Origin of the sequence: Streptomyces sp. ISL-11, assembly GCF_018614525.1 — a bacterium.
GTDB lineage: Bacteria > Actinomycetota > Actinomycetes > Streptomycetales > Streptomycetaceae > Streptomyces.
Window position 1 is genome coordinate 20,240 of sequence record NZ_JAGGOL010000033.1, and the last position, 21,960, is coordinate 42,199.

At 71.3% G+C, this 21,960-nt stretch carries 23 protein-coding genes and 1 tRNA gene; 12 read left to right on the forward strand and 12 right to left on the reverse strand.

Annotated features, from left to right (window positions below; genetic code table 11):
- Window positions 1-62: 62 nt before the first annotated feature.
- The 3 genes from J7E86_RS09380 to J7E86_RS09390 form a co-directional block, all read right to left on the reverse strand.
- Complete coding sequence (locus J7E86_RS09380) at window positions 63-278, reverse strand: hypothetical protein (protein ID WP_215081093.1); 216 nt, start codon at window positions 276-278, stop codon at window positions 63-65.
- A gap of 96 nt (window positions 279-374) precedes the next feature.
- The gene (locus J7E86_RS09385; protein ID WP_215081094.1) at window positions 375-572 is read right to left on the reverse strand and encodes a DUF397 domain-containing protein; all 198 of its coding nucleotides are present in this window, start codon (window positions 570-572) and stop codon (window positions 375-377) included.
- 13 nt (window positions 573-585) lie between these two features.
- Window positions 586-1,443, reverse strand: coding sequence for a helix-turn-helix transcriptional regulator (locus tag J7E86_RS09390; protein ID WP_215081095.1), 858 nt, complete (start codon window positions 1,441-1,443; stop codon window positions 586-588).
- A 268-nt stretch (window positions 1,444-1,711) separates the two neighbouring features.
- Between J7E86_RS09390 and J7E86_RS09395 the strand changes: the two genes are divergently transcribed.
- Window positions 1,712-2,197 (forward strand): ATP-binding protein, encoded by a 486-nt coding sequence (locus J7E86_RS09395; protein WP_215081096.1) that lies wholly within the window; start codon window positions 1,712-1,714, stop codon window positions 2,195-2,197.
- Window positions 2,198-2,665: 468 nt separating this feature from the next.
- Here J7E86_RS09395 and J7E86_RS09400 read toward each other — a convergent pair whose 3' ends face one another.
- From J7E86_RS09400 to J7E86_RS09410, 3 genes are all read right to left on the reverse strand, one after another.
- Window positions 2,666-3,484, reverse strand: a complete 819-nt coding sequence (locus J7E86_RS09400; RefSeq protein ID WP_215081097.1) for a hypothetical protein — start codon at window positions 3,482-3,484, stop codon at window positions 2,666-2,668.
- Window positions 3,485-3,628: 144 nt separating this feature from the next.
- Window positions 3,629-3,700: transfer RNA gene (locus tag J7E86_RS09405), tRNA-Cys, on the reverse strand.
- Window positions 3,701-3,807: 107 nt separating this feature from the next.
- Window positions 3,808-4,677, reverse strand: a complete 870-nt coding sequence (locus J7E86_RS09410; protein WP_215081098.1) for an alpha/beta fold hydrolase — start codon at window positions 4,675-4,677, stop codon at window positions 3,808-3,810.
- Window positions 4,678-4,838: 161 nt separating this feature from the next.
- On the opposite strand from J7E86_RS09410, the gene J7E86_RS09415 reads away from it, so the two are divergent.
- From J7E86_RS09415 to J7E86_RS09445, 7 genes are all read left to right on the forward strand, one after another.
- Window positions 4,839-5,744 carry a LysR family transcriptional regulator gene (locus J7E86_RS09415; protein ID WP_215081099.1) on the forward strand — a complete coding sequence of 302 codons (906 nt, stop codon included), beginning with the start codon at window positions 4,839-4,841 and terminating at the stop codon, window positions 5,742-5,744.
- Window positions 5,745-5,895: 151 nt separating this feature from the next.
- On the forward strand, window positions 5,896-6,450 hold the full coding sequence (locus J7E86_RS09420) for a cysteine dioxygenase family protein (RefSeq protein ID WP_215081100.1): 555 nt from the start codon (window positions 5,896-5,898) through the stop codon (window positions 6,448-6,450).
- Window positions 6,450-7,520 carry a putative sulfate exporter family transporter gene (locus J7E86_RS09425; protein WP_215081101.1) on the forward strand — a complete coding sequence of 357 codons (1,071 nt, stop codon included), beginning with the start codon at window positions 6,450-6,452 and terminating at the stop codon, window positions 7,518-7,520. The genes J7E86_RS09420 and J7E86_RS09425 overlap by 1 nt, the downstream gene beginning before the upstream one ends.
- A gap of 206 nt (window positions 7,521-7,726) precedes the next feature.
- Window positions 7,727-9,196 (forward strand): MFS transporter, encoded by a 1,470-nt coding sequence (locus J7E86_RS09430; RefSeq protein ID WP_215081102.1) that lies wholly within the window; start codon window positions 7,727-7,729, stop codon window positions 9,194-9,196.
- A 105-nt stretch (window positions 9,197-9,301) separates the two neighbouring features.
- Entirely contained in the window at window positions 9,302-11,092 is a 1,791-nt protein-coding gene (locus J7E86_RS09435; RefSeq protein ID WP_215081103.1) for a DEAD/DEAH box helicase, read from the forward strand.
- Between the two features lie 462 nt (window positions 11,093-11,554).
- Window positions 11,555-12,196, forward strand: a complete 642-nt coding sequence (locus tag J7E86_RS09440) for an IclR family transcriptional regulator (RefSeq protein WP_215081104.1) — start codon at window positions 11,555-11,557, stop codon at window positions 12,194-12,196.
- Window positions 12,197-12,287: 91 nt separating this feature from the next.
- Window positions 12,288-13,100: a PDZ domain-containing protein gene (locus tag J7E86_RS09445; RefSeq protein WP_215081105.1), complete on the forward strand. Its 813-nt coding sequence runs from the start codon at window positions 12,288-12,290 to the stop codon at window positions 13,098-13,100.
- Window positions 13,101-13,135: 35 nt separating this feature from the next.
- On the opposite strand, the gene J7E86_RS09450 is transcribed toward J7E86_RS09445, so the two are convergent.
- From J7E86_RS09450 to J7E86_RS09470, 5 genes are read right to left on the reverse strand one after another with little or no spacing between them, the layout of a single operon-like run.
- Window positions 13,136-14,122, reverse strand: a complete 987-nt coding sequence (locus J7E86_RS09450) for a glycine betaine ABC transporter substrate-binding protein (protein ID WP_215081106.1) — start codon at window positions 14,120-14,122, stop codon at window positions 13,136-13,138.
- Window position 14,123: 1 nt separating this feature from the next.
- On the reverse strand, window positions 14,124-14,990 hold the full coding sequence (locus J7E86_RS09455) for an ABC transporter permease (RefSeq protein ID WP_215081107.1): 867 nt from the start codon (window positions 14,988-14,990) through the stop codon (window positions 14,124-14,126).
- A complete protein-coding gene (locus tag J7E86_RS09460) occupies window positions 14,987-16,249 on the reverse strand; it encodes a betaine/proline/choline family ABC transporter ATP-binding protein (protein WP_215081108.1) in 1,263 nt (420 codons plus the stop codon). Before J7E86_RS09460 ends, J7E86_RS09455 begins: the two co-directional genes overlap by 4 nt.
- On the reverse strand, window positions 16,242-16,889 hold the full coding sequence (locus tag J7E86_RS09465; RefSeq protein WP_215081109.1) for an ABC transporter permease: 648 nt from the start codon (window positions 16,887-16,889) through the stop codon (window positions 16,242-16,244). The genes J7E86_RS09460 and J7E86_RS09465 overlap by 8 nt, the downstream gene beginning before the upstream one ends.
- Before the next feature lie 20 nt (window positions 16,890-16,909).
- Window positions 16,910-17,389: an Lrp/AsnC family transcriptional regulator gene (locus J7E86_RS09470; RefSeq protein WP_215081110.1), complete on the reverse strand. Its 480-nt coding sequence runs from the start codon at window positions 17,387-17,389 to the stop codon at window positions 16,910-16,912.
- Window positions 17,390-17,510: 121 nt separating this feature from the next.
- On the opposite strand from J7E86_RS09470, the gene hppD reads away from it, so the two are divergent.
- The 3 genes from hppD (at window position 17,511) to J7E86_RS09485 (ending at window position 20,668) form a co-directional block, all read left to right on the forward strand.
- A complete protein-coding gene (gene hppD / locus J7E86_RS09475) occupies window positions 17,511-18,653 on the forward strand; it encodes a 4-hydroxyphenylpyruvate dioxygenase (RefSeq protein ID WP_215081111.1) in 1,143 nt (380 codons plus the stop codon).
- 117 nt (window positions 18,654-18,770) lie between these two features.
- Window positions 18,771-20,186 (forward strand): FAD-binding oxidoreductase, encoded by a 1,416-nt coding sequence (locus tag J7E86_RS09480; RefSeq protein ID WP_215081112.1) that lies wholly within the window; start codon window positions 18,771-18,773, stop codon window positions 20,184-20,186.
- Between the two features lie 101 nt (window positions 20,187-20,287).
- A complete protein-coding gene (locus J7E86_RS09485) occupies window positions 20,288-20,668 on the forward strand; it encodes a VOC family protein (RefSeq protein WP_215081113.1) in 381 nt (126 codons plus the stop codon).
- Between the two features lie 14 nt (window positions 20,669-20,682).
- Here J7E86_RS09485 and J7E86_RS09490 read toward each other — a convergent pair whose 3' ends face one another.
- Complete coding sequence (locus J7E86_RS09490) at window positions 20,683-21,093, reverse strand: SsgA family sporulation/cell division regulator (protein ID WP_215081114.1); 411 nt, start codon at window positions 21,091-21,093, stop codon at window positions 20,683-20,685.
- A gap of 678 nt (window positions 21,094-21,771) precedes the next feature.
- On the opposite strand from J7E86_RS09490, the gene J7E86_RS09495 reads away from it, so the two are divergent.
- Window positions 21,772-21,960 (forward strand): DUF2510 domain-containing protein (locus tag J7E86_RS09495; RefSeq protein ID WP_215081115.1); only part of this gene is annotated, 189 nt, incomplete at its 3' end.

Below are 21,960 nucleotides of genomic sequence, written 5' to 3' on the forward strand. Positions count from 1 at the left end.
ACGCACCTGGCATCTGCCGGATCCGGCCCTAATGGAGGAGGCGGTACCGAGGCTCGCGGATTTTAGGTCTGGAAGAGGCGTTCTTCCAGCCGGTGGTCGAGCTCGCCGCGCTTCGCGGCGCTGATGAGATTGCGCAGGCCCTCGCGGGTGGTGGTGACGAGTTCGTGCGGGCGGGCGGTTTCTCTGAGTACAGAGGTGCCGTCGGGGCAGTGACCGATCTGGAGGCACGCGTTGCCGCCGCCACCGCAGACTGGTTCCTGCCACTGGATCTCGGACATGGCGTGTGTCCCTTCAGAGCTGCTGGGCGATTCCGTTGTTGAAGTGCCGTGATGCGTTCTCGCCGAAGCGCAGTCTTCAGCCCGTCAAGCAGTACCTCAAACCAAATGGTCGAGCTCGCCGCGCTTGGCCGCTTCGATGAAGTAGGCCAAGCCCTCGCGGGTGGTGGTTACCATTTCGCTCGGGTGGGCCGTCTCGCGAAGTATCGGGGTGCCATCTGCCGTGTGGCCGATCTGTATGCAGGTGTTTCCACCGTTCCCGCCGCACAACGGCTCCTGCCAGCGGATCTCGCTCATCTTGTTCTCACCTTCAGAGTTTTTGGGCGATGCCATGGATGAGATCGCGCGTCTTGTTCTCGGGCAGGCACAAGGCCTCCATCTTGTCGAGCAGGGCTCGGTAGTCCGCCAGATCCGTGTGGGAGTCGATGAAGGTAGAGCCGTGGAAGCTGTCCAGCTGGACCGTGTCCAGCTGGGGGACCGGGCCGTTGGCGTAGAAGATGGGCTGGCCGGGGCCGGCGAAGCCATCGGCGCCGAAGGGGATGGCGCGGATGGTGACGTTGTTGTCCCGCTCGCTTATGTCGAGGAGGTGATTCAACTGCTCCCGAGCGACCTTGGGTCCGCCGAACTGGATATGCAGGGCAGCCTCGTGGACGATCGCGGTGTACTTCGGTGGATTCCTTCGGAGGGTGAGGACCTCCTGGCGACGCATGCGATGCATGGCCCGTAGCTCGACTTCGTCACGGGCCAGGGGGAGCAGTGAGCTTTCGAAGACCGCCCGTGCGTGTTCGGCAGTCTGAAGCAGGCCCGGGATGTGCACCATGACGAACATCCGCATTGCGGTGGCGTGGTGCTCCAATTCGGCCACGTCCAAGAAGGCCGGTGGCAGCAACTCTCGGTAGGACTCCCACCAATGGTTGCCGCGCTCCTTGGTGATGTCGACCAGCGCTTCGACCAGCTGAGTATCTGTGCAGCCGTAGTTTGTCGCGAGCGTGCGCACCCGCTCCGGGCTGGTCCTGAACCGGCCGGCCTCGATGTTCGGGATGCGCGTGCGGTTGACGCCGAGGAGGGCGGCGGCCTCCTGTGTCGAGATCCCTGCGGCCTCCCTGAGCTTGCGCAGCTCAGCACCGAGGCGGCGTTGACGAACAGTAGGGGTGCTGATTGGCGGCATGTCACCTCTCTCCGTACGGACACAGTGTGCCTGCGCGCAGGCGGTCGATCCATCGTGGAGCACGGTTCTCCGAACACCTGGGACGGTACTCCGCTGATGCGCTACCTTCGGTATCGCTTCGCTCACACGCCGTGGCGCCGGAAGTGCACCGCGCGAGCATGCCCACCTTCCCTGGGGTGAGGTGTGTCCGCGCCCAGGGAGGCAGGCCACCGGTTCCTGTCCGCGTGCGAGAACTCCCCCACCCGCGAAAGCGCTTGGAGTTGACCGCGTGAACAACAACCCACCCTGTCTGCCCGACGCCGTGCCAGCCGCTCAGCTCGTGCCGGGCCCGGCGAACCTCGACTACTCCTTCGGGCTGCCCGACAGCTCGTACTGCCTGTCCATGACCCGGAGCGTGGTACGGCGCCTGCTCTCCGGCCACGGGCTCGCCCACATGGCTGAACTCGGCACGCTGGCCGCGTCCGAACTACTGGCGAATGCCTACCTGTTCACGCCGGGCCATGGCGTGAGCCTCTCCGTGCGGTGGCGGTTCGGCGTGCTGCGGTTGACCGTGTTCGACCGGCACCCGGCGCACGCGGAGGGCGGCGACAAAGCCTGCCGGGAACGGCGGCGGGAAGCGCTGTCCATGCTCGACGCTGTCATCGACGCCTGCGGTGGCCTCTGCGGCCTGGACGAGGCCGGTGCGCCGCTGGGCGGCTGCAAGATGTGGGTGGTCATCTCGCGGGAGGCGGCGCTGAACTATGCCCGGCTCTGAGACCGCACACGCCGTTTGTCTGGCGTTGCGGAAGGAGCTGCGACGTCACGGCATTCGCTTGCCGTCTCTCCGGGTGGAGCATGCCGCCACCGGCGGCGAACTCGTCCAGCTGGGTGGAGCACGGCCGGAAGTGGTGGGACGCCTCGTGGCGGCGCTGATGGCCGCCTCGGCGGACTGAGCTCGTGCCCCTCTCCGCTCTGAACCGCCCTCTCCCGCAGTATGTGGAGGGGGCGGGTAAGCGCCCCGATGTTCCCAGCGACGAACCCGGCATTCGCCGTTTGGCCGGCACGGTCCACCAGGCCGCCCTCGTCCGGCCGATCATGAGCGGAGCCCATGGCGACCGCTGGGGCGGTGCTGGTACGCGAGCGGTCGCTCGCGGCTGCCGGGAAAGTTTTCGCACGCCGGACTCAAGGGATGCGCCGGCGCGGCGGAGGGTCGAACAGGTCGCGGCTCGCCCGGCCGTTGGTCTCAGTCCTGGTGGACGAGCGCAGGGCCGCCGAGCGTGCGCATGTCGTAGGGGTGGAGCCAGGGGCCCCAGCCGTCGGCCTCGATCGCGTCGATCGCGTCGATCGCGATCAGTGCGTCGGATGCGTTCTTGCAGCGGGGGTGCCGCGCGGCGAAGGACGCTATGCGGGTGCGTAGGCTGGGCAGCCAGGCGGCGATGAGCTGCGGGTCGCCGTCGTACCACCCGTTGAACTCCAGGTCTCCCCAAAGGAGGTCGGTGGCCCAGCCGAAGGCGAGGCGGACCACGCCGGCGTCCGCTTCGGGACCGGCGAGCCTGGCGATGTGTTCCAGCCACGGCTCCAGGTCACCTGTCGCATGGGCGATTCCCTCGGTCAGATCGGTGATATCCCAGTCCGGCCGGCCGTCGGTCACGGCGATGTGCAGCAGCGCCCGGAAGGCCCGTTCGACCGCGGCGCGCTCGGCCGCGGGCCAGTCCGCGAGCCGGGCACCCTGGAGGCCGAGGCGCCCCATCTCCTCCGACGGGTCGGGACAGTTCCCGTCCGGGCCCCAGCGGCGCAAGGCCCGAGGGATGAAGCGGCGCCACAGGACGGGGTACTGGTCCTCGTTCCAGTGGCTGGCGACCTCGCGCATGAAGTGCCCGAGGAGATCGTCGGGCACATCGGCGGGGTCACCGCCGAGAACGCGGAGCTCCGACTCCGGAGTGCAGAACGTGCACCCGCCGACCGGACGGTCGAGCCCGGGTGGCGATGCGAAGACCTCGTCCACCTCGGCGAGCGCGTCGCGCCACATCGAGTAGGGGTCGAGTGCGAGGGGGTCGGACATGCCGGGACCTGCCAGGGAACTCCGCGCGGCCGACACCGGCGAAGAGCGCGACGTTACCAGCAGGCCGGTGGCGACAGGCCCTGGACCCCACGAACAGTCGGTCATGCCAAGAAGCTGGCCGTCCGGGACCGTGATCTCGTTCAGAGGCCGTGGCGGGAATCGAACCCGCGTAACTCGCTTTGCAGGCGAGTCCCTCAACCACTCGGGCACACGGCCAAGTCCGTGCCTTCCCTCATGACTTTAGGAGGCATCCCGAGCCCGCTCAACGCTTTCCGCCGCGCCGCCATGCGACCGACATGCCGCGTTCACGAGAGACACGAGGGTCACGTCGTGAGGAACTCCTCCACCAGTGGGCGGAACATCTCCGGTTCGTCCACCCACGGGTAGTGGCCCACGCCGTGCAGCGGGCGCAGGACCGCCGTGGGCAGGGACGCCGCCACGAACTCGCCCGCCCGCATGCCCGAGACCGCGTCGCGGTCGCCCGTGATGACCAGGGCCGGGACGGTGGTGCGGCGCAGGCGGTCGAGGAGGGCCAGGCGGGCGGGTTCGTCGATGCCCTGCCAGAAGCCGGCGCGGGGGACCGGGCCGAGCTGGTCGGGCTCGGTGGCGGCGTGGGCCTGCTGGGGGGCCTCCCAGCGGCCGTAGGCCATGGGGGCCGCGCGGCGGAGGAGGTCGCGGACCTCGGTGAGGTCGGTGACCGTCGGCAGCGTGTGGACGGCGACGTACGCGTCGGTCCACCAGTCCTCCGTGGCGCGGGACTCGAAGATCTCCTCCGCGTCGGTGGGGAGTTCGCCCTGGAGGCGGGATCCGGGGGCGACCAGGACCAGATGGGTCAGGTGCTCGCCGTGCGTGGCCGCGTACGCCTGGGCCGTCGCGCACGCGGCGTCGTGGGCGAGGAGGGCGAACCGCTCCACGCCGAGGTGGCGGCGCAGGGCCTCCAGGTCCTCGGCGAGGGCCGGGAAGGCGTAGCCGGCCGGGTCGGACGCCGGCGGCGATCCGCCCGTGCCCCGGCTGTCGGGCACGACGAGGCGGCGGTGGGCGTCCAGGCCACCGAGATCCCCCAGGTACGCGGCGTCGCGCCCCGGGCCGCCCGCCAGGCAGATCAGGGGCGGCGACGCGGCGCCGGAGCCGTCGCGCGGCTCCCGTACGCGGTAGGAGAGTTCCGCTGTGTCGTACGAGGTGTAGTGCGGCATAGGTCCAGCTTGCCCCGAAGTTCATCACCTACCCCTGTTGACCTGTGATGCGGAGGCGGGCAAGAGGTGATCCGGAGGTGATCCGCGCTGATCCCGCAGTGATCCAGAAGCAAGTTCTCGCCAACTCACCCTCTATCCCAAATTCCGCTTATGATTCCGGCGTGTTCGACTCCCGGCACATCAAGACGTTCCACGCGGTGGTCACGGCCGGCTCCTACTCGGCGGCCGCCCGTGCCCTCGGCTATACCCAGCCCGCGATCACCCAGCAGATGAAGGCCCTCGAACGGGTCGTGGGCACCCCGCTCTTCATCCGGGTCGGCCGCCGCATGCGCCTGACCGAGGCCGGCGAGGCGCTCGCCCGGCACGCCGAGACCATCCTCGACAGCCTCACCGCCGCCCAGCAGCAGATGAACTCCCTCACCCGGCTGCGCTCCGGCCGGGTCCGCGTCTGCGCCTTCCCCAGCGCCAGCGCCACCCTGATACCGGAGGCCCTGGCCCGCCTCGCCGCCGATCATCCGGGCGTACGGGTCGAGCTGCTGGAGGGCGAGCCGCCGGACTCGCTCCAGCGGCTCGTGCGCGGCGAGTGCGACATCACGCTCGCGTTCACCTACCCCGGCCTGCACGAACAGGTCCCCGACGAGCTCGTGGAGATACCGCTCCTGGAGGACCAGCTGACGGTCCTGATGCCCACCGGGCACCCGCTCGCCCGCCGCCGTGCCGTCAAACTCGCCGACCTGGCCGGCGAGCGCTGGATCGCCGGCTGTCTGCGCTGCCGCGCCAACTTCCTCCACGAGTGCGCGGAACTGGGCTTCGCCCCCGACATCGCCTTCACCACCGACGACAATCTGGTCGTGCAGTCCCTCGTCGCGGAGGGGCTCGGGGTCGCCATGATGCCGGGGCTCGTGCTGTCGTTCCTCCGCCACGACAAGATCACCGGCCGGGCCCTGGACCCCGCCTCCCGCCGCCAGGTCTCCGCCTACGTCCTGCGCGAGCACCTCCGCGTCCCCGCCACCGCCATCGTCCTCGACGGGCTGAAGACGGTCGCCGCGCGCCGCATAGGGTGTTGAGGGCGATCACCCGGCCGGCACCCGGCCGGCCTGAGCGCCTTCGGAATCCGCCCCGCTCCCTGAGCGATCCGAGCCATCCATAAGCCCGCCTTCGCCACCGGTCAACAAACTGTCGTTGGACCGAGGGATCGCGCGGCTCGACGCTGCTCGTATGACCACACCCACCGCAGCCCGCACGACCGCGCGTCTCGGCCAGCTCGTCGACGACATCCGCGAGGCGGTAGGCCGCGGCCTGCCGCCCGACACGACGGCATATCTCGTCGGCGAACGGCTCGCGGCGCACCTCGGCGCGTCCGACCTGCTCACCGCCGAACAGCGCGAGGGCGATCCCGACCGCTACCGCCAGCACGTCCTGCACGCCGAGTCCGACGGCAGCTTCTCCGTCGTCGCCCTCGTCTGGCTGCCCGGTCAGCGGACCGCCATCCACGACCACGTCTCGTGGTGCGTCACCGGCGTCCACGAGGGCGCGGAGAGCGAGCGCCGCTACCGCCTCGTCCCCGACGGCACCACCGCCCGCCTCGTCGCCACCGAGGACGTCGTCAACCACCAGGGCGACGTCTGCGGCTTCGCGCCGCCCGGCGACATCCACCGGGTGCGCAACGCCTGTTCCTCCACCGCCATTTCGATCCACGTCTACGGTGCCGACATCGCCCGCCTCGGCTCCAGCGTCCGCCGCGTCTACGACCTGCCGGCGGACGAACTCTGATGGCCCTCCTCACCCCCCGCACGAGCGCCCGGCCGGTCCCCGCCACCCCGCAGCGGCCCCCGCGGTCCGGGAGCAGGCTCCCCGGCCTCGCCATGGCCGCCGTCGGCGTCGCCGTGGCCTGGGCCGTGCACCTGCTCGTACCGGCCGTGCCCATGCTCACCGCCGCCGTCGTGCTCGGCATCGCGGCCGCTCACACCCCGGGCGTACGGGCCCGGGTGCGCGGCGCCGGACGGCCCGGGCTGACGCTCGCGGGCAAGCGGCTCATGCGGATCGGCATCGTGCTGCTCGGCCTCAAGCTCGGCCTCGACGACGTGCTCGGCCTCGGCTGGGCCACCGTCGCGATGGTCGCCGGCGTCGTCGCGGCCACCTTCTTCGGCACCCTGTGGCTGGGGCGCCGGCTCGGGCTGCGCGGCGACCAGCCGCTGCTGATCGCGACCGGCTACTCCATCTGCGGCGCCTCCGCGATCGGCGCGGTCAGCGAGGTGTCGGGCAGCGACGAGGAGGACGTGGCGACGTCCGTCGCGCTGGTGACGCTCTGCGGCACCCTCGCCATCGCCGTCCTGCCGCTCCTGCACCACCCGCTCGGCCTCGACGACGCGCAGTTCGGGCGCTGGGTCGGGGCGGGCGTGCACGACGTGGGACAGGTCGTGGCCACGGCCCAGACCGCCGGGCCGGCCGCGCTCACCGACGCCGTGCTCGTCAAGCTCATGCGCGTGGCGATGCTCGCCCCGCTCGTCGCCGCCGTCGCCCTGTCCGTACGGGCCCGCCGCGCCGCATCCGGTGCCCCGTCCGGCGCCCCGTCCGGTAAGCGCCCCGCGCTCGTTCCGCTGTTCGTCCTCGGCTTCCTCGCCATGGTCGCGGTGCGCACCACCGGCCAGGTGCCGTCCGGCGTGCTCGACGTCGCGCAGCACGCGCAGGAACTGCTGCTCGCCGCCGCGCTGTTCGGCCTCGGCAGCGCCGTCCACCTGCCGACGCTGACCCGCACCGGCGGCCGTGTGGCGGCCCTGGGCCTGTGCTCCTGGGTGGTGATCGCGGGGGCGTCGTACGGCGGCGTGCTCCTGACGACGTGAACCGCCTGCCGTGAGGACGGCGTGAACGCCCCGCCGTGAGGACGGCGTGACCCCCCGCCGCGAGGACTACGTGAACCGCCCGCCGTGAGAGGCACCTGAGGGGGAAGTCCCCCGTCCCGGCGGGCCTTTCCCCTAGGACCGAAGACCGAGTGGATCTCGTTCCAATGACAGGGGCAAGAACCGGTTACGCCTCTTACGCTGAGCGCATGACCGCTGCCGAGTCCCCCGCCGACCCCACCGCCGCGTCCAGAGTCGCGCGGACCGTACCGGAGGCCGCGCAGGGCGTCCTCGGCCGCCGGTACCGGGCCCTGACCCTGGGCATCATCTCCGTCGTCTCGCTCATCGCCTTCGAGGCGAGCGCCGTCAACACCGCGATGCCGGTCGCCGCGCACGCGCTCGACGGCATCGAGCTGTACGCCTTCGCCTTCTCCGCCTACTTCACCGCGAGCCTGTTCGCGATGACCCTGTCGGGGGAGTGGTGCGACCGCGCCGGCCCGCTGATACCGCTCTTCACCGGCATCGCGGCCTTCGGCACCGGCCTCGTCGTCGCGGGCTCGGCGCAGCGGATGTGGATGTTCGTGGCCGGGCGCGGCGTGCAGGGTCTGGGCGGCGGCCTGGTCATCGTCGCGCTGTACGTGGTGGTGGGCCGCGCCTACCCGGAGCGGCTGCGGCCCTCGGTCATGGCCGCGTTCTCCGCGGCCTGGGTGCTGCCCGTGATCGTCGGGCCGCTGGTGGCGGGCGCGGTCACCGAACAGCTGAACTGGCGCTGGGTCTTCCTCTCCATCCCGGTGCTGGTCCTGCTGCCGCTGGCCGTGATGCTCCCGGCGCTGCGCAAGCTCCCCGCCGACGAGCGCACCGCGGGCATGGACCGCCGCCGCATCCTGCTGGCCCTCGCCGTCGCGGCCGGCGCCGGACTCCTGCAGTTCGCCGCCCAGGACATCGCCTGGACGGCGCTCGTCCCGGCCGCCGCCGGGCTCGCGCTCCTCGCCCCCTCGATCCTGCGGCTGCTGCCCAGGGGCACCTTCCGGGCCGCCCGCGGACTGCCGTCCGTCGTCCTGCTGCGCGGCATCGCGGCCGGCGCGTTCCTCGGCGCCGAGAGCTTCATCCCGCTGATGCTGGTGACCGAGCGCGGCCTGTCCGCCACGATGGCCGGGCTCTCGCTCACCGGCGGCGGACTGACCTGGGCCCTGGGCTCGTACACCCAGAGCCGCACCCGCCTGGAGCCCTACCGCGAGCGGCTGATGAGCCTCGGCATGGTGCTCATCGCCGCGGCCATCGCCCTCGTCTCCACCGCGCTGATCGACGGCGTCCCCGCGTGGGCCGTCGCCGTCTCGTGGATCATCGGCGGCTACGGGATGGGGCTGACGATATCCAGCGGCAGCGTCCTGCTGCTCAAGCTCTCCCGCCCCGGCGAGGAGGGCTCCAACGGGGCGTCCCTCCAGATCTCCGACGCGCTCGGCAACATCACCCTCGTCGGCGTCAGCGGCGTCCTCTTCGTCGCCCTCGGCGGCGGCACCACCGGCGCCGACGCCCACGCCCCGGACGCGGCCGCCCCGCCGGCCGCCTTCACCGTGGTCTTCCTCACCATGGCGGCGGTCGCGCTCGCCGGCGCGTACGTCACCACCCGCCTCAAGCCCCAGGTGGCACCGGCCCGCGAGGAATCCGAGGGGGTGTGACGTGAGTCCCACCCTCGGGTGACCGCGCGGCGTAACCCCGGAGCGTGAACCTCCACGCAGGTAGGCTGACGCGGTTGCCGACCGCCGACCCTGCCGACGGAGACCGTGACTACCACCACCACCGCCAGCCACCACCTCTCGCCCGCCTTCCCCGGCCGGGCTCCCTGGGGTACCGCGAACAAACTGCGCGCCTGGCAGGAGGGCGCGATGGGCAAGTACATCGAGCAGCAGCCGCGCGACTTCCTCGCCGTCGCGACGCCCGGCGCCGGAAAGACCACCTTCGCCCTCACCCTCGCCTCCTGGCTGCTCCACCACCACGTCGTGCAGCAGGTGACCGTCGTGGCACCGACCGAGCACCTGAAGAAGCAATGGGCGGAGGCGGCGGCCCGCATAGGCATCAAGCTCGACCCGGAGTACAGCGCCGGCCCCCTCGGCCGCGAGTACCACGGCGTCGCCGTCACCTACGCGGGTGTCGGCGTGCGGCCCATGCTCCACCGCAACCGCTGCGAGCAGCGCAAGACCCTCGTCATCCTCGACGAGATCCACCACGCCGGTGACTCCAAGTCCTGGGGCGAGGCGTGCATGGAGGCGTTCGAGCCGGCGACCCGCCGGCTCGCGCTGACCGGTACGCCCTTCCGCTCCGACACCAACCCCATCCCCTTCGTCACGTACGAAGAGGGCAACGACGGCATCCGCCGGTCCTCCGCCGACTACACCTACGGCTACGGCAACGCCCTGTCCGACGGTGTCGTCCGCCCGGTCATCTTCCTGTCCTACAGCGGCAACATGCGCTGGCGCACCAAGGCCGGCGACGAGCTGGAGGCCCGCCTCGGCGAGCCCATGACCAAGGACGCCGTCTCGCAGGCGTGGCGCACGGCCCTGGACCCGCGCGGCGACTGGATGCCGAACGTGCTGCGCGCCGCCGACCGGCGGCTGACCGAGGTCCGCAAGGCCATACCGGACGCCGGCGCCCTCGTCATCGCCTCCGACCAGGAGTCGGCCCGCGCCTACGCCAAGCTGATCCGCGAGATCACCGGCGAGGGCGCCACGCTCGTCCTCTCCGACGACTCCGGCGCCTCCCAGCGCATCGACGACTTCGCCCACGGGGACCAGCGCTGGATGGTCGCCGTCCGCATGGTGTCCGAGGGCGTCGACGTGCCCCGCCTGGCCGTCGGCGTCTACGCCACGACGATCTCCACACCGCTGTTCTTCGCCCAGGCCGTCGGCCGCTTCGTGCGGTCGCGCCGGCGCGGCGAGACGGCGTCGGTGTTCGTGCCGACCATCCCCACGCTGCTGACCTTCGCCAACGAGATGGAGGTCGAGCGCGACCACGTCCTCGACAAGCCGAAGAAGGACGGCGAGGAGGACCCGTACGCGGAGGAGGACAAGCTCCTCGCCGAGGCCGAGAAGCAGCAGGACGAGGACACCGGCGAGGACGACCAGCTCTCCTTCGAGGCGCTGGAGTCCGATGCCGTCTTCGACCGTGTGCTCTACGACGGCGCCGAGTTCGGCATGCAGGCGCACGCGGGCAGCGAGGAGGAGCAGGACTACCTCGGCATCCCCGGGCTGCTGGAGCCGGACCAGGTGCAGATGCTGCTCCAGAAGCGGCAGGCACGGCAGATCGCGCACAGCCGCCGGAAGCCGGACGGCGAGGCGGACCTGCTCGAAATCCCCGCCGAGCGGCGCCCGGTGGTCACGCACAAGGAGCTCCTTGAGCTCCGCAAGCAGCTCAACGCGCTCGTCGGCGCGTACGTCCACCAGAGCGGCAAGCCGCACGGTGTGATCCACACCGAGCTGAGGCGGGTGTGCGGGGGGCCGCCGAGCGCGGAGGCGACGGCGGGTCAGCTGAACGAACGCATCGGCAAGGTGCGGGAGTGGGCCACGCGGATGAAGTAGGGCGTCCCGGGCCCGCACCACCGCTGCGCGGGGTGTCCTCAAACGCCGGACGGGCTTGATATGCCGGGCCGTCGCCGAGATCCGCCGGTGCGGCGGGCGGGAAAGCGACGAGCCGCACGAAATCAAGCCTGTCTGGGGGCAGCTACCAGCGATAGCTGGGGGAGGTTGAGGACGCCCGCCGCAGGCGCAACGGACCCGCCGCCATCCGTCCGCATCGTGGGACACCGCACCCCGATTACCGGAAAACAACCCCGCGCTGCCCGGATTGTGGGCAGACTCTTCCGCTGAGCGGACCGGCGGCGCTACCGTGCCGGTCACGCACACGCCCCGTGGCAGCGCCGCCGCGGAGCGCAGCCGGTGCATGCGTAAAGCGGCCGGCGGCCTCTCTCGCGCGCTGCCGGACGGGACCGGTGACGCAACCCCACCGCGACGGGAGCCGCCACTCATCGGAGGAGGGGCGTCGTGACCGCGGAGACCTCGCAGACGCTCGACAGGGGACTGCGTGTCCTGAAACTGCTCGCCGACACCGACCACGGGCTGACCGTCACCGAGCTGTCCACCAAGCTCGGCGTCAACCGCACGGTGGTCTACCGACTGCTCGCCACCCTGGAGCAGCACGCGCTCGTACGCCGGGACATCGGCGGCCGCGCCAGGGTGGGACTGGGGGTGCTGCGGCTGGGCCGCCAAGTGCACCCCCTCGTACGGGAAGCGGCCCTGCCCGCCCTGCGGTCACTGGCCGAGGACATCGGGGCCACCGCCCACCTCACGCTCGTCGACGGCACCGAGGCGCTCGCGGTCGCCGTCGTCGAGCCGACGTGGACGGACTACCACGTGGCCTACCGCGCCGGGTTCCGTCACCCCCTGGACCGCGGCGCGGCGGGCCGGGCGATACTCTCCGCCCGCCGGGGCGACACCGACCACCCCGGATACGCCCTGACCCACGGCGAGCTGGAGGCCGGGGCCAGCGGCGCGGCGGCGCCCCTGCTCGGAGTCCTGGGAATCGAGGGCAGCGTGGGCGTGGTCATGCTGTGCGACTCCGTCCCCGACCGCGTGGGCCCGCGCGTGATGGAGGCGGCGAAGGAGGTCGCGGACGCGCTGCGCTGACCCGCCGTACGGGCGGCACCGCACCCCGGCGCGCACCCCGGCGCCGGGGCTGCCCGACACCGCCGGGGCGGGAGTGAACTAGATTTCACGCATGCCAGCTCCGACCCCGACCGCCGCCCGGTCCCGCCGCGCCCGGACCCTCGCCGTCTGTGCCGTCCCCGTCGTCGCCCTGCTCGCCATGGCCGCGTTCGTACCGCTGCCGTTCACGCTCGCGCAGCCCGGTACCACGGTGAACGTCCTGGGCACCGACGGGGGCAAGCCGGTGATCTCCCTGAGCGGGGCGAAGAGCCGTGCGACCAAGGGACAGCTGCGGCTGACGACCATCGTCGCCACCGGGCCGCACGTGGACGTGACGCTGGCCGACGTCGTACGCGACTGGTTCCGCACCGACCGTGCCGTCATGCCGCACGACTCCGTCTACCCCGTCGGCGACTCCGACCAGGAGGTCGAGAAGCACAACGCCTCCGAGATGAAGGAGTCGCAGGACGCCGCGACCCAGGCGGCGCTGCGCTACCTGCACCGGTCACCGGGCGAGGTGAAGGCCGACCTCAGCGCCGGCACCATCGGCGGCCCCAGCGCCGGGCTGCTCTTCACCCTCGGCATCATCGACAAGCTCGACGGCGACGGCAGGGGCGGCGACCTCACCGGCGGCCGGACGATCGCGGGCACCGGAACCATCGAACCGGACGGCACCGTGGGCCCCGTAGGCGGCGTGCCCCTGAAGACCCAGGCGGCCCGGCGCGACGGCGCGACGATCTTCCTGGTGCCGAAGAAGGAGTGCTCGGACGCCCAGGCCAACCTCCCCGAGGGGCTGCGCCTGATCCCCGTGGACGACCTCGGCGACGCGGTCACATCGCTGCGGGCCCTGGCCTCGGGACAGCGGGACAAGATCCCCAGTTGCTGACGGGCGGCAGGCCCCCGGGGCGCGGCCCCCGGAGGTCAGCCCTCGGTGATGAAGCCCTCCTTCACCAGCCAGTCCTTGGCCACGGTGTGCGGATCCTCCCCCTCGACGTCCACCTTGGCGTTGAGCTCGCGCGCCACGTCGTTCGTCAGGCGGGCCGTGATCGGGTCCAGCACGTCCTTGATCTCCGGGTACTTCCGCATGGTCTTGCTGTTGATCTCGGGGGCGGCGTTGTAGTTGGGGAAGAAGTGCTTGTCGTCCTCCATCACCGTCAGCTTCATCGCCTTGATGCGCCCGTCGGTGGTGAACACCTCGCCGAAGACACAGGATCCGCCCCCGGAGACCTGGGTGTAGACGATGCCGCCGTCCATCTTCTGGACGCTGGACGCCGGGATGGACATGCCGTACGTCCTCGCCATGCCCGGCAGGCCGTCGTTGCGGACCGCGAACTCGCTCTCCACACAGACCGACGCCGCCGACGGATCCGTCTTCGACAGGCGGGCCACGTCGGAGAGGGTGCTGGTGCCGTACTTCTTCGCGTTCGCCTGGTTCAGGGCCAGGGCGTAGGTGTTGTTCAGGGCGGCGGGCCGCAGCCAGGTGATGCCGTTCCGCGCGTCCGCGTCCACCACGGCCTGCCACTGCTGCCGCGGGTCGGTGATCGGCTTGTCGTGGCCGAGGTAGGTGATCCAGGCCGTGCCGGTGTACTCGTACATCGCGTCCGCGCCGCCGGTCCTGACGGCCTCGCGGGAGCCGATCGAGCCCTGGATGTTGGTGCGGTCCAGGACGGTCGCGCCCGCCGCCTCGAAGGCGAGGCCCATCATCTGCCCCAGGACGATGTTCTCGCTGAAGTTCTTGGAGGTGACGATCAGGTCGGCGCCCTTCAGCGGCAGCCCCCGGCCGATCGAACCGGGCTTGACGTCGTCGACCATCGGGGAGCCGCTGGTCAGCCCGCAGCCGCCGAGCGCGAGCGGGGCGAGCAGCACTCCGGCGAGGGCACCCGCCAGCCACACCGTGCGCCGCCGCATCTCACCCGCCCCCTTCCAGCCCGCGCGGCCGCAGCAACAGCTCGGCCAGCGACGCCAGCCAGTCCACCAGCAGCGCCAGCGCCACGGTCAGCAGGGACCCCAGCACCAGCACGGACATGCGCTGATTGGTGATGCCGGAGGCGATCAGGTCGCCGAGCCCGCCGCCACCGCCGAAGTAGGCCAGCGTCGCCGTGCCCACGTTGATGACGAGCGCCGTGCGCACCCCGGCCAGGATCAGCGGCACCGCCAGCGGCAGTTCGACCCGGCGCAGCACCCCGAGCGCGGACATCCCGATGCCGCGCGCCGCCTCCACCAGCGTCGGGTCGATGGCCCGCAGCCCCGCCACGGTGTTGGAGAGCACCGGCAGCACGGCGTAGACGACGATGCCGATGAGCGCGGCCCTGCGCCCGATGCCCAGCCAGATCACCAGCAGCGCCAGCAGACCGATCGCGGGCGTGGCCTGGCCGACGTTGGCCAGCGCCATCACGCCCGGCGCGGCGGGCCGCAGCCGGCGGCGGGTGAGGAGGATGCCCAGCGGAATGGCGATGATCAGCACGAAGAACGTGGAGACGACGGTGAGGTAGACGTGCTGGCGCAGGCGCAGCCACACATTGCCGCCCCCGATGGCGTTGCGGGCGATGGAGTCGAGGTCGGCGCCGCGGAACCACAGCCAGGTGGCGAGGAGGACCGCCGCCAGCAGCACGGGGAGCAGGGTCAGCTTCTGCCAGGTGATGCGGCGGGCGGGCGCGCCGGGCGGGGTGGCCGGCGGCGGTTCGCCCGTGCCGTCGTCCTCGGGCGGCAGCGGATCGCGGAAGGCGACACCCTGCGCCTCGTGCTCGCCGGACGGCCGCCCGTCCCCGCGCCTCACGCCCGTTCCCCCGGCTCGCCGGGTGTCGCGCCCTCCTGCTCCTGCCGGGTCTGCTGGGCGCGCTGCTCCTCCAGCCGGTGCTGGTGCTCGACGGCGTCGAGCCGGTCCTCCTCCAGCATCTCGTGCACGGAGTTCATCAGCGTCTCCATGTCCACCACGCCCTCGTACTCCCCGCGCCGCCCGGTCACCGCCACCCGGCCCGCGTTGTCGGTGAGCACCGCCTCCAGCGCGTCGCGCAGCGTCGCGTCGCGCGTGACCGTGTCGTGCACGAGGGTCCCCGCGCGGGCCAGCGAGCCCCGGGCCCGCATCAGGTCGCCGCGCCGCAGCCATTTGTACGGGCGCCGGTGGCGGTCCAGGAGCAGCACCTCGTTGGTGGCGCCGGCCCGCAGCTTGTCGAAGATCGACTGGAGAGGGTCGTCGACGGTGGCCGTGGGCACGTCCACGATCTCCACGTCCCGCACACGGGTGAGGTTCAGGCGCTTGAGCGCCGCGCCCGCGCCCACGAAACCGGAGACGAAGTCGTCGGCGGGGTTGGTGAGGATCGCCTCGGGCGTGTCGAACTGGGCGATGTGCGAACGCTCGCGGAGCACCGCGATCCGGTCGCCGAGCTTGATCGCCTCGTCGAAGTCGTGGGTGACGAAGACGATCGTCTTGTGCAGCTCGTGCTGGAGCCGGATCAGCTCGTCCTGGAGGTGGTCGCGGGTGATCGGGTCGACGGCGCCGAAGGGTTCGTCCATCAGGAGTACGGGCGGGTCGGCGGCGAGCGCCCGGGCGACCCCGACGCGCTGCTGCTGCCCGCCGGACAGCTGGCGCGGATAGCGGCCGCGGAACTCGCCGGGATCCAGCCCCACGAGGTCGAGCATCTCCTCCACGCGGTCGGCGATCCGCGCCTTCGGCCAGCCCGTCATCCTCGGGACCAGCCCGATGTTCTGCGCGACGGTCATGTGGGGGAAGAGGCCGGAGGACTGGATCGCGTACCCGATCTTGCGGCGCAGCCGGACCGGGTCCATGTCGGTGACGTCCTCGTCGTCGATCCGGATCCGGCCCGACGTCGGCTCGATCAGCCGGTTGATCATCTTCATGGTGGTGGTCTTGCCGCAGCCGGACGGCCCCACGAAGACCACCAGCTCACCGGCCTTGATCTCCATGTTCACGCAGTCCACCGCGGGCGCGGGGTTGCCCGGATAGCGCTTGGTGAGGTTCTCCAGCTCGATGGTGGCGCCGGAGGGCCGGTGGGCGGCGGGCTCGGGCTCAGACACGGATCCCCCTCGGGATGGTCAGCCGTCCGATCAGGGCGTACGCGGCGTCGAAGAGCAGGGCGAGGACGATGATGCCGAGCGTGCCGGCGAGCACCTGGTTGAGCGCGTTCGCGCTGCCGAGCGAGGAGATGCCGCGGAAGATCTCGTTGCCCAGGCCCGGCCCGGAGGCGTAGGCGGCGATGGCCGCGATGCCCATCAGCATCTGCGTGGCCACCCGGATGCCGGTGAGGATCGGCGGCCAGGCCAGCGGCAGCTCCACCCGGAACAGCCGGGCCGCCCGCGACATCCCGATCCCCGTCGCGGCGTCGACCAGCGAGGGGTCCACCCCGCGCAGCCCCACGATCGCGTTGCGGACGACCGGCAGCAGCCCGTACAGCACCAGGGCGGTGACCGTCGGGGCCACGCCCAGCCCGGTGATGGGGATGAGCAGGCCGATCAGGGCCAGGGAGGGAATGGTCAGGATCGTCGCCGTCGAGGTGATCGCGAGGTTGCCCGCCCACGCCCTGCGGTAGGTGAGCACCCCGAGCGCCACGCCGATGAGCGTGGCGACGACCATGCACTGGAATACGGCGCTGGCGTGCTGATACGTGTCCGCCAGCAACTGCTCGTGACGGTTGCCGACGTACTCCCAGAAGCTCACCCGGCCACTCCTCGCCGCTGTCAGTGCCGCTGTCGGTCCTCCGACGCCTGCTTCACCAGCGGGATGATCCTCAGCGGTACCGCGTTCTCCATAACGATCGCCGTGGAAGCCCGCACGATGCCATCAAAACCCACAACCCGGTCGATCACACGCTGGAGGTCGGCGTTCGAGCGGGCGACCAGCCGGCAGAGCATGTCGCCGTGCCCGGTCGTCGTGTGCAGTTCCAGCACCTCGGGCACGGTCGCCAGGTGCGTCCGCACGTCCGCGCCCTGCCCCTGCTTGATCTCCAGCGTCGCGAAGGCCGTCACCGGATAGCCCAGCGCCGCCGGATCCACGTCCGGCCCGAAACCCCTGATCACCCCCTGTGTCTGCAACCGGTCCAGACGCGCCTGCACGGTGCCGCGTGCCACGCCCAGCCGGCGCGACGCCTCCAGCACGCCGATGCGCGGCTCCAGGGCCAGCAGCTCGATCAGACTGCCGTCCAAACGATCGATCGCCATGACCGCCTCCTGATGGTCATCATGCACAGAACGCCCGGGGCTACCGTCCGTGCGCTGTGCAGTTTGCCCAGTGAATACGAGAACTATTGCGCACCTTGTGGATCGGCGGGACCCTGCGGCCATGACTCAGACCACGGATCACACCCTTCACACCGCACGGCAGGCCGACCCCTTCCCGGTCAAGGGGATGGACGCGGTGGTCTTCGCCGTCGGCAACGCCAAGCAGGCCGCGCACTTCTATTCCACCGCCTTCGGCATGAAGCGCGTCGCCTACTCCGGTCCGGAGAACGGCAGCCGCGAGACCGCGAGTTACGTCCTGGAGTCCGGCAGCGCCCGGTTCGTCCTCACCTCCGTCATCAAGGCCGCCACCGAGCGCGGCCGCTTCCTCGCCGAGCACGTCGCCGAGCACGGCGACGGCGTCGTGGACCTGGCCATCGAGGTGCCGGACGCGCGCGCCGCGTACGCCTACGCCGTCGAACACGGCGCCACGGGCCTGGAGGAGCCGCACGAGCTGACCGACGAGTACGGCACCGTCGTCGTCGCGGCAATCGCCACCTACGGCAGCACCCGCCACACCCTCGTCGAGCGCGGCGCCTACACCGGCCCCTACCTCCCCGGCTACGAGGCCGCCGACCCGATCGTCGAGCCCGGCGCCCGCCGCTTCCAGGCCATCGACCACTGCGTGGGCAACGTCGAGCTCGGCAAGATGGACCAGTGGGTCACCTTCTACAACAACGTCATGGGCTTCACGAACATGAAGGAGTTCGTGGGCGACGACATCGCCACCGAGTACTCCGCGCTCATGTCGAAGGTCGTCGCCGACGGCACCCGCAAGGTGAAGTTCCCGCTCAACGAGCCGGCCGTCGCCAAGAAGAAGTCCCAGATCGACGAGTACCTGGAGTTCTACGGCGGCCCCGGCGTCCAGCACATCGCCCTGGCCACGAACGACATCGTCGCGAGCGTACGGGCCATGCGCGCGGCCGGCGTGCAGTTCCTCGACACCCCCGACTCCTATTACGACACCCTCGGCGACTGGGCCGGCGAGACCCGCGTCCCCGTCGAGACCCTGCGCGAGCTGAAGATCCTCGTCGACCGCGACGAGGACGGCTACCTGCTCCAGATCTTCACCAAGCCGGTCCAGGACCGCCCGACGGTCTTCTTCGAGATGATCGAACGCCATGGCTCGATGGGCTTCGGCAAGGGCAACTTCAAGGCGCTCTTCGAGGCGATCGAGCGGGAGCAGGAGAAGAGGGGCAACCTCTGAGAGATGTCCTCGAACGCCGGCCGGGCCGGATTTTCCAGCCCGGCCGGCGATTGAGGCCACGGGGTCCGGGGCGGAGCCCCGGTTACGGGAAGGGGCGGGTAGGGGAAAGAACCCCCCATGGGCGATCTGATCAAGCAACTACGCGAAGGACTCCCCGCCGAGGCGATCCTCACCGACCCCGACGTCATACGTTCCTACGCCACCGACATGGCAAGCTTCTGCGCGGCGGGAACCGCGGCGGTGGTCGTCCTCCCCCGCACCCCCGCCCACGTACAGCACATCATGCGCACCGCCACGGCCCTCCGCGTCCCCGTCGTCCCCCAGGGCGCCCGTACGGGGCTCTCCGGCGCCGCCAACGCCACCGACGGCTGCATCGTCCTCTCGCTCGTCAAGATGGACCGGATCATCGAGATCGACCCGGTCGACCGGATCGCCGTCGTCGAGCCCGGCGTCGTCAACGCCGTCCTCTCCCGGGCCGTCGCCGAACAGGGCCTGTACTACCCGCCGGATCCCTCCAGCTGGGAGCAGTGCACCATCGGCGGCAACATCGGCACCGCCTCCGGCGGCCTGTGCTGCGTGAAGTACGGGGTGACCGCCGAGTACGTCCTCGGCCTCGACGTCGTCCTCGCCGACGGGCGGCTGCTGAGCACCGGCCGCCGCACGGCGAAGGGCGTCGCCGGCTACGACCTCACCCGCCTGTTCGTCGGCTCCGAAGGCAGCCTCGGCATCGTCGTACGGGCCGTCCTCGCGCTCAAGCCGGCGCCGCCCGAACAGCTCGCCCTGGCCGCCGAGTTCCCGTCCGTGGCCGCCGCCTGCGCCGCCGTCTGCGACATCATGGCCCGCGGCCACGCACCGTCCCTGCTGGAGCTGATGGACGGCACCTCCGTACGGGCCGTCAACGCCATGGGGCACATGGGACTCCCGGAGAGCACGGAGGCCCTCCTCCTCGCCGCCTTCGACACCCCGGACCCCGCCGCCGACCTCGCCGCCGTCGCCGCGCTGTGCACCGCCGCCGGCGCCACCGAGGTCGTCCCCGCCGACTCGCCCGCCGAGTCCGACCTCCTGCTCCAGGCCCGCCGCATGACCCTGCCGGCCCTGGAGGCCCTGAAGCCCGCCACGATGATCGACGACGTGTGCGTGCCCCGCTCCCGGCTCGCGGCCATGCTCGACGGCACGGCCGCCATCGCGGAGAAGTACGGCCTCACCATCGGCGTCTGCGCCCACGCCGGCGACGGCAACACCCACCCCGTCGTCTGCTTCGACGCCGCCGACGCCGACGAGGCGCGCCGGGCCCGCGAGTCCTTCGACGAGATCATGGCGCTCGGGCTGGAGCTGGGCGGCACGATCACAGGCGAACACGGCGTCGGCGTCCTGAAGAAGGACTGGCTGGCCAGGGAACTCGGCCCGGTGGGCGTCGAGGTCCAGCGCGGCATCAAGGCCGTCTTCGACCCGCTGGGCCTGCTCAACCCCGGCAAGGTCTGGGACGAGACGGACCCCGCCGGCCCCGACACCCCCTCGCGACCGAGGACTTGACCGACCTCACACCTAGGTCAGAAGTCCGATATGCGCGACGTGCGCACCGACGTACGGTCGAGTGACAGGACGCACCGCGATCCGATCCAGGAGGTCACCCCGTGCCCGCGCGACTCGACCACACCATCGTTCACAGCACCGACCGCTTCGCCTCCGCCCGCTTCCTCACCGGACTTCTGGCGGCACCCGAGCCCAAGCCGTTCGGGCCCTTCGCGGCCGTACCGCTCGAAGGCGGCGTGACCATCGACTACGCCGAACACGTCGTCGACCCCGGCAGCATCGTCCTCCAGCACCTCGCCTTCCGGGTGAACGACGAGGAGTTCGAGGCGGTCCGCGCCCGGATCGCCGAGCGCGGGATGCCGTTCTGGGGAGCGCCGGGCCACGGACAGCCCCAGCAGGTCGGCCGCCGCCCCGACGGCCGCTCCGTGTACGTCGACGACCCCGACGGCCACGCCATCGAGTTCCTCACCCGCGAGCTCTGAGGGGCCGCCGCCCGTCACGCCCCGAGCAGCTCGCGCAGCGCCTCGTCCAGCGCGAGCCGCTCCGGCTCCGACCCGGGGGCCATGGCGTGCAGCGTGCTCTCCAGCCACGCCGTGACCGTCGGGGCGGGCGCCTCCAGCAGCGCCTCGCCGTCCGGTGACGACAGCGCCAGACACACCACGTGACGCCCCTCGGCCCGGGTCGGCCACACTCTGACGTCCCCGCTCCCCGACGGCCGGAAGACGCCCTCCACCAGCAGTTCGCGCGCGAAGGTCCACTCCACCGGCGCGTCCGAGGTGACGTGGAAGGCGATGTGGACGGCGTACGGATCGGCCGTACGGTAACTCAGCCGGGACGGCACGGGGATGCTGCGCTCCGGCGACAGCACCAGGTCGATGTCCAGCTCTCGTTCCACCACGGTGTGCATGAAGCGCGCCCTCTCTGCTCTGCTGGTCTCGGTGCGTGGCCCCTCGCGAACGGACCCGCACCGGATGGAGCGCATCGACCCCCACACCATTACGCGACTTCATGCCACTTCTTCCACATCTCGCGCGGTCGCACGTGTGAGTGGTCCCGCCCGCGGGACGGCCGCAGAGTGGAGAGCCGTCTGATAGACCGGCCCGGACCGCACCGGGTTGCGTTTTGTGCATTGAGGTCACAGGACGAAGGAGCCGCGCACAGGCGACGGTGACGGGAACACATGCTCCACCCATGCCCTGCCCCACCCGTCCCACGCTCGCGAGCGCGGGGCAGGCGCGTTCCATGGAGCCGTCAGGCGTGTGGGCCCTGCGCACACCCTTGCGAAGCGCCCCCATTCGAGTGCCGCCCGCCCGCTTCGAGGGTTTCGCTCTGTCGCTCGAACGCGGTCTTTCTGGCGCTCTCCTTCTTCCCGGCGCTCCGCCGTTCGTTAGTGTCGTCCGTGGACAGGCGGAAGTGGCGCCCTGCCGCCGTGGTAGGTACGACGCGTACCCCGCGCTCGATCCGAGGGTCGTGGTGCGTCCTTGCTCGCGCGGTCGTGCGGGCAGTCGTGCGGTGAGGGGATCGTCGATGCCGGAGACGGCGGGCAGGTCAAGTGTGTCGGTCATGAACGGAGTTGGGGGCAGCAATGACCTCTCCTAGCAGCCCCGGGGAAGAAGCGCCCCGGGAAGGGTATTACCCGGACCCGTCCATTCCTGGCTATATCCGGTACTGGAGCGGCACCGCCTGGGTGCCCGGTACGAGCCGGCCCGCGCCCGCCGAGGGCGAGCCGATGCCCGCGCCGCCCGCCGGCCTCGCCCCGGCGCCCGCCCCCGCG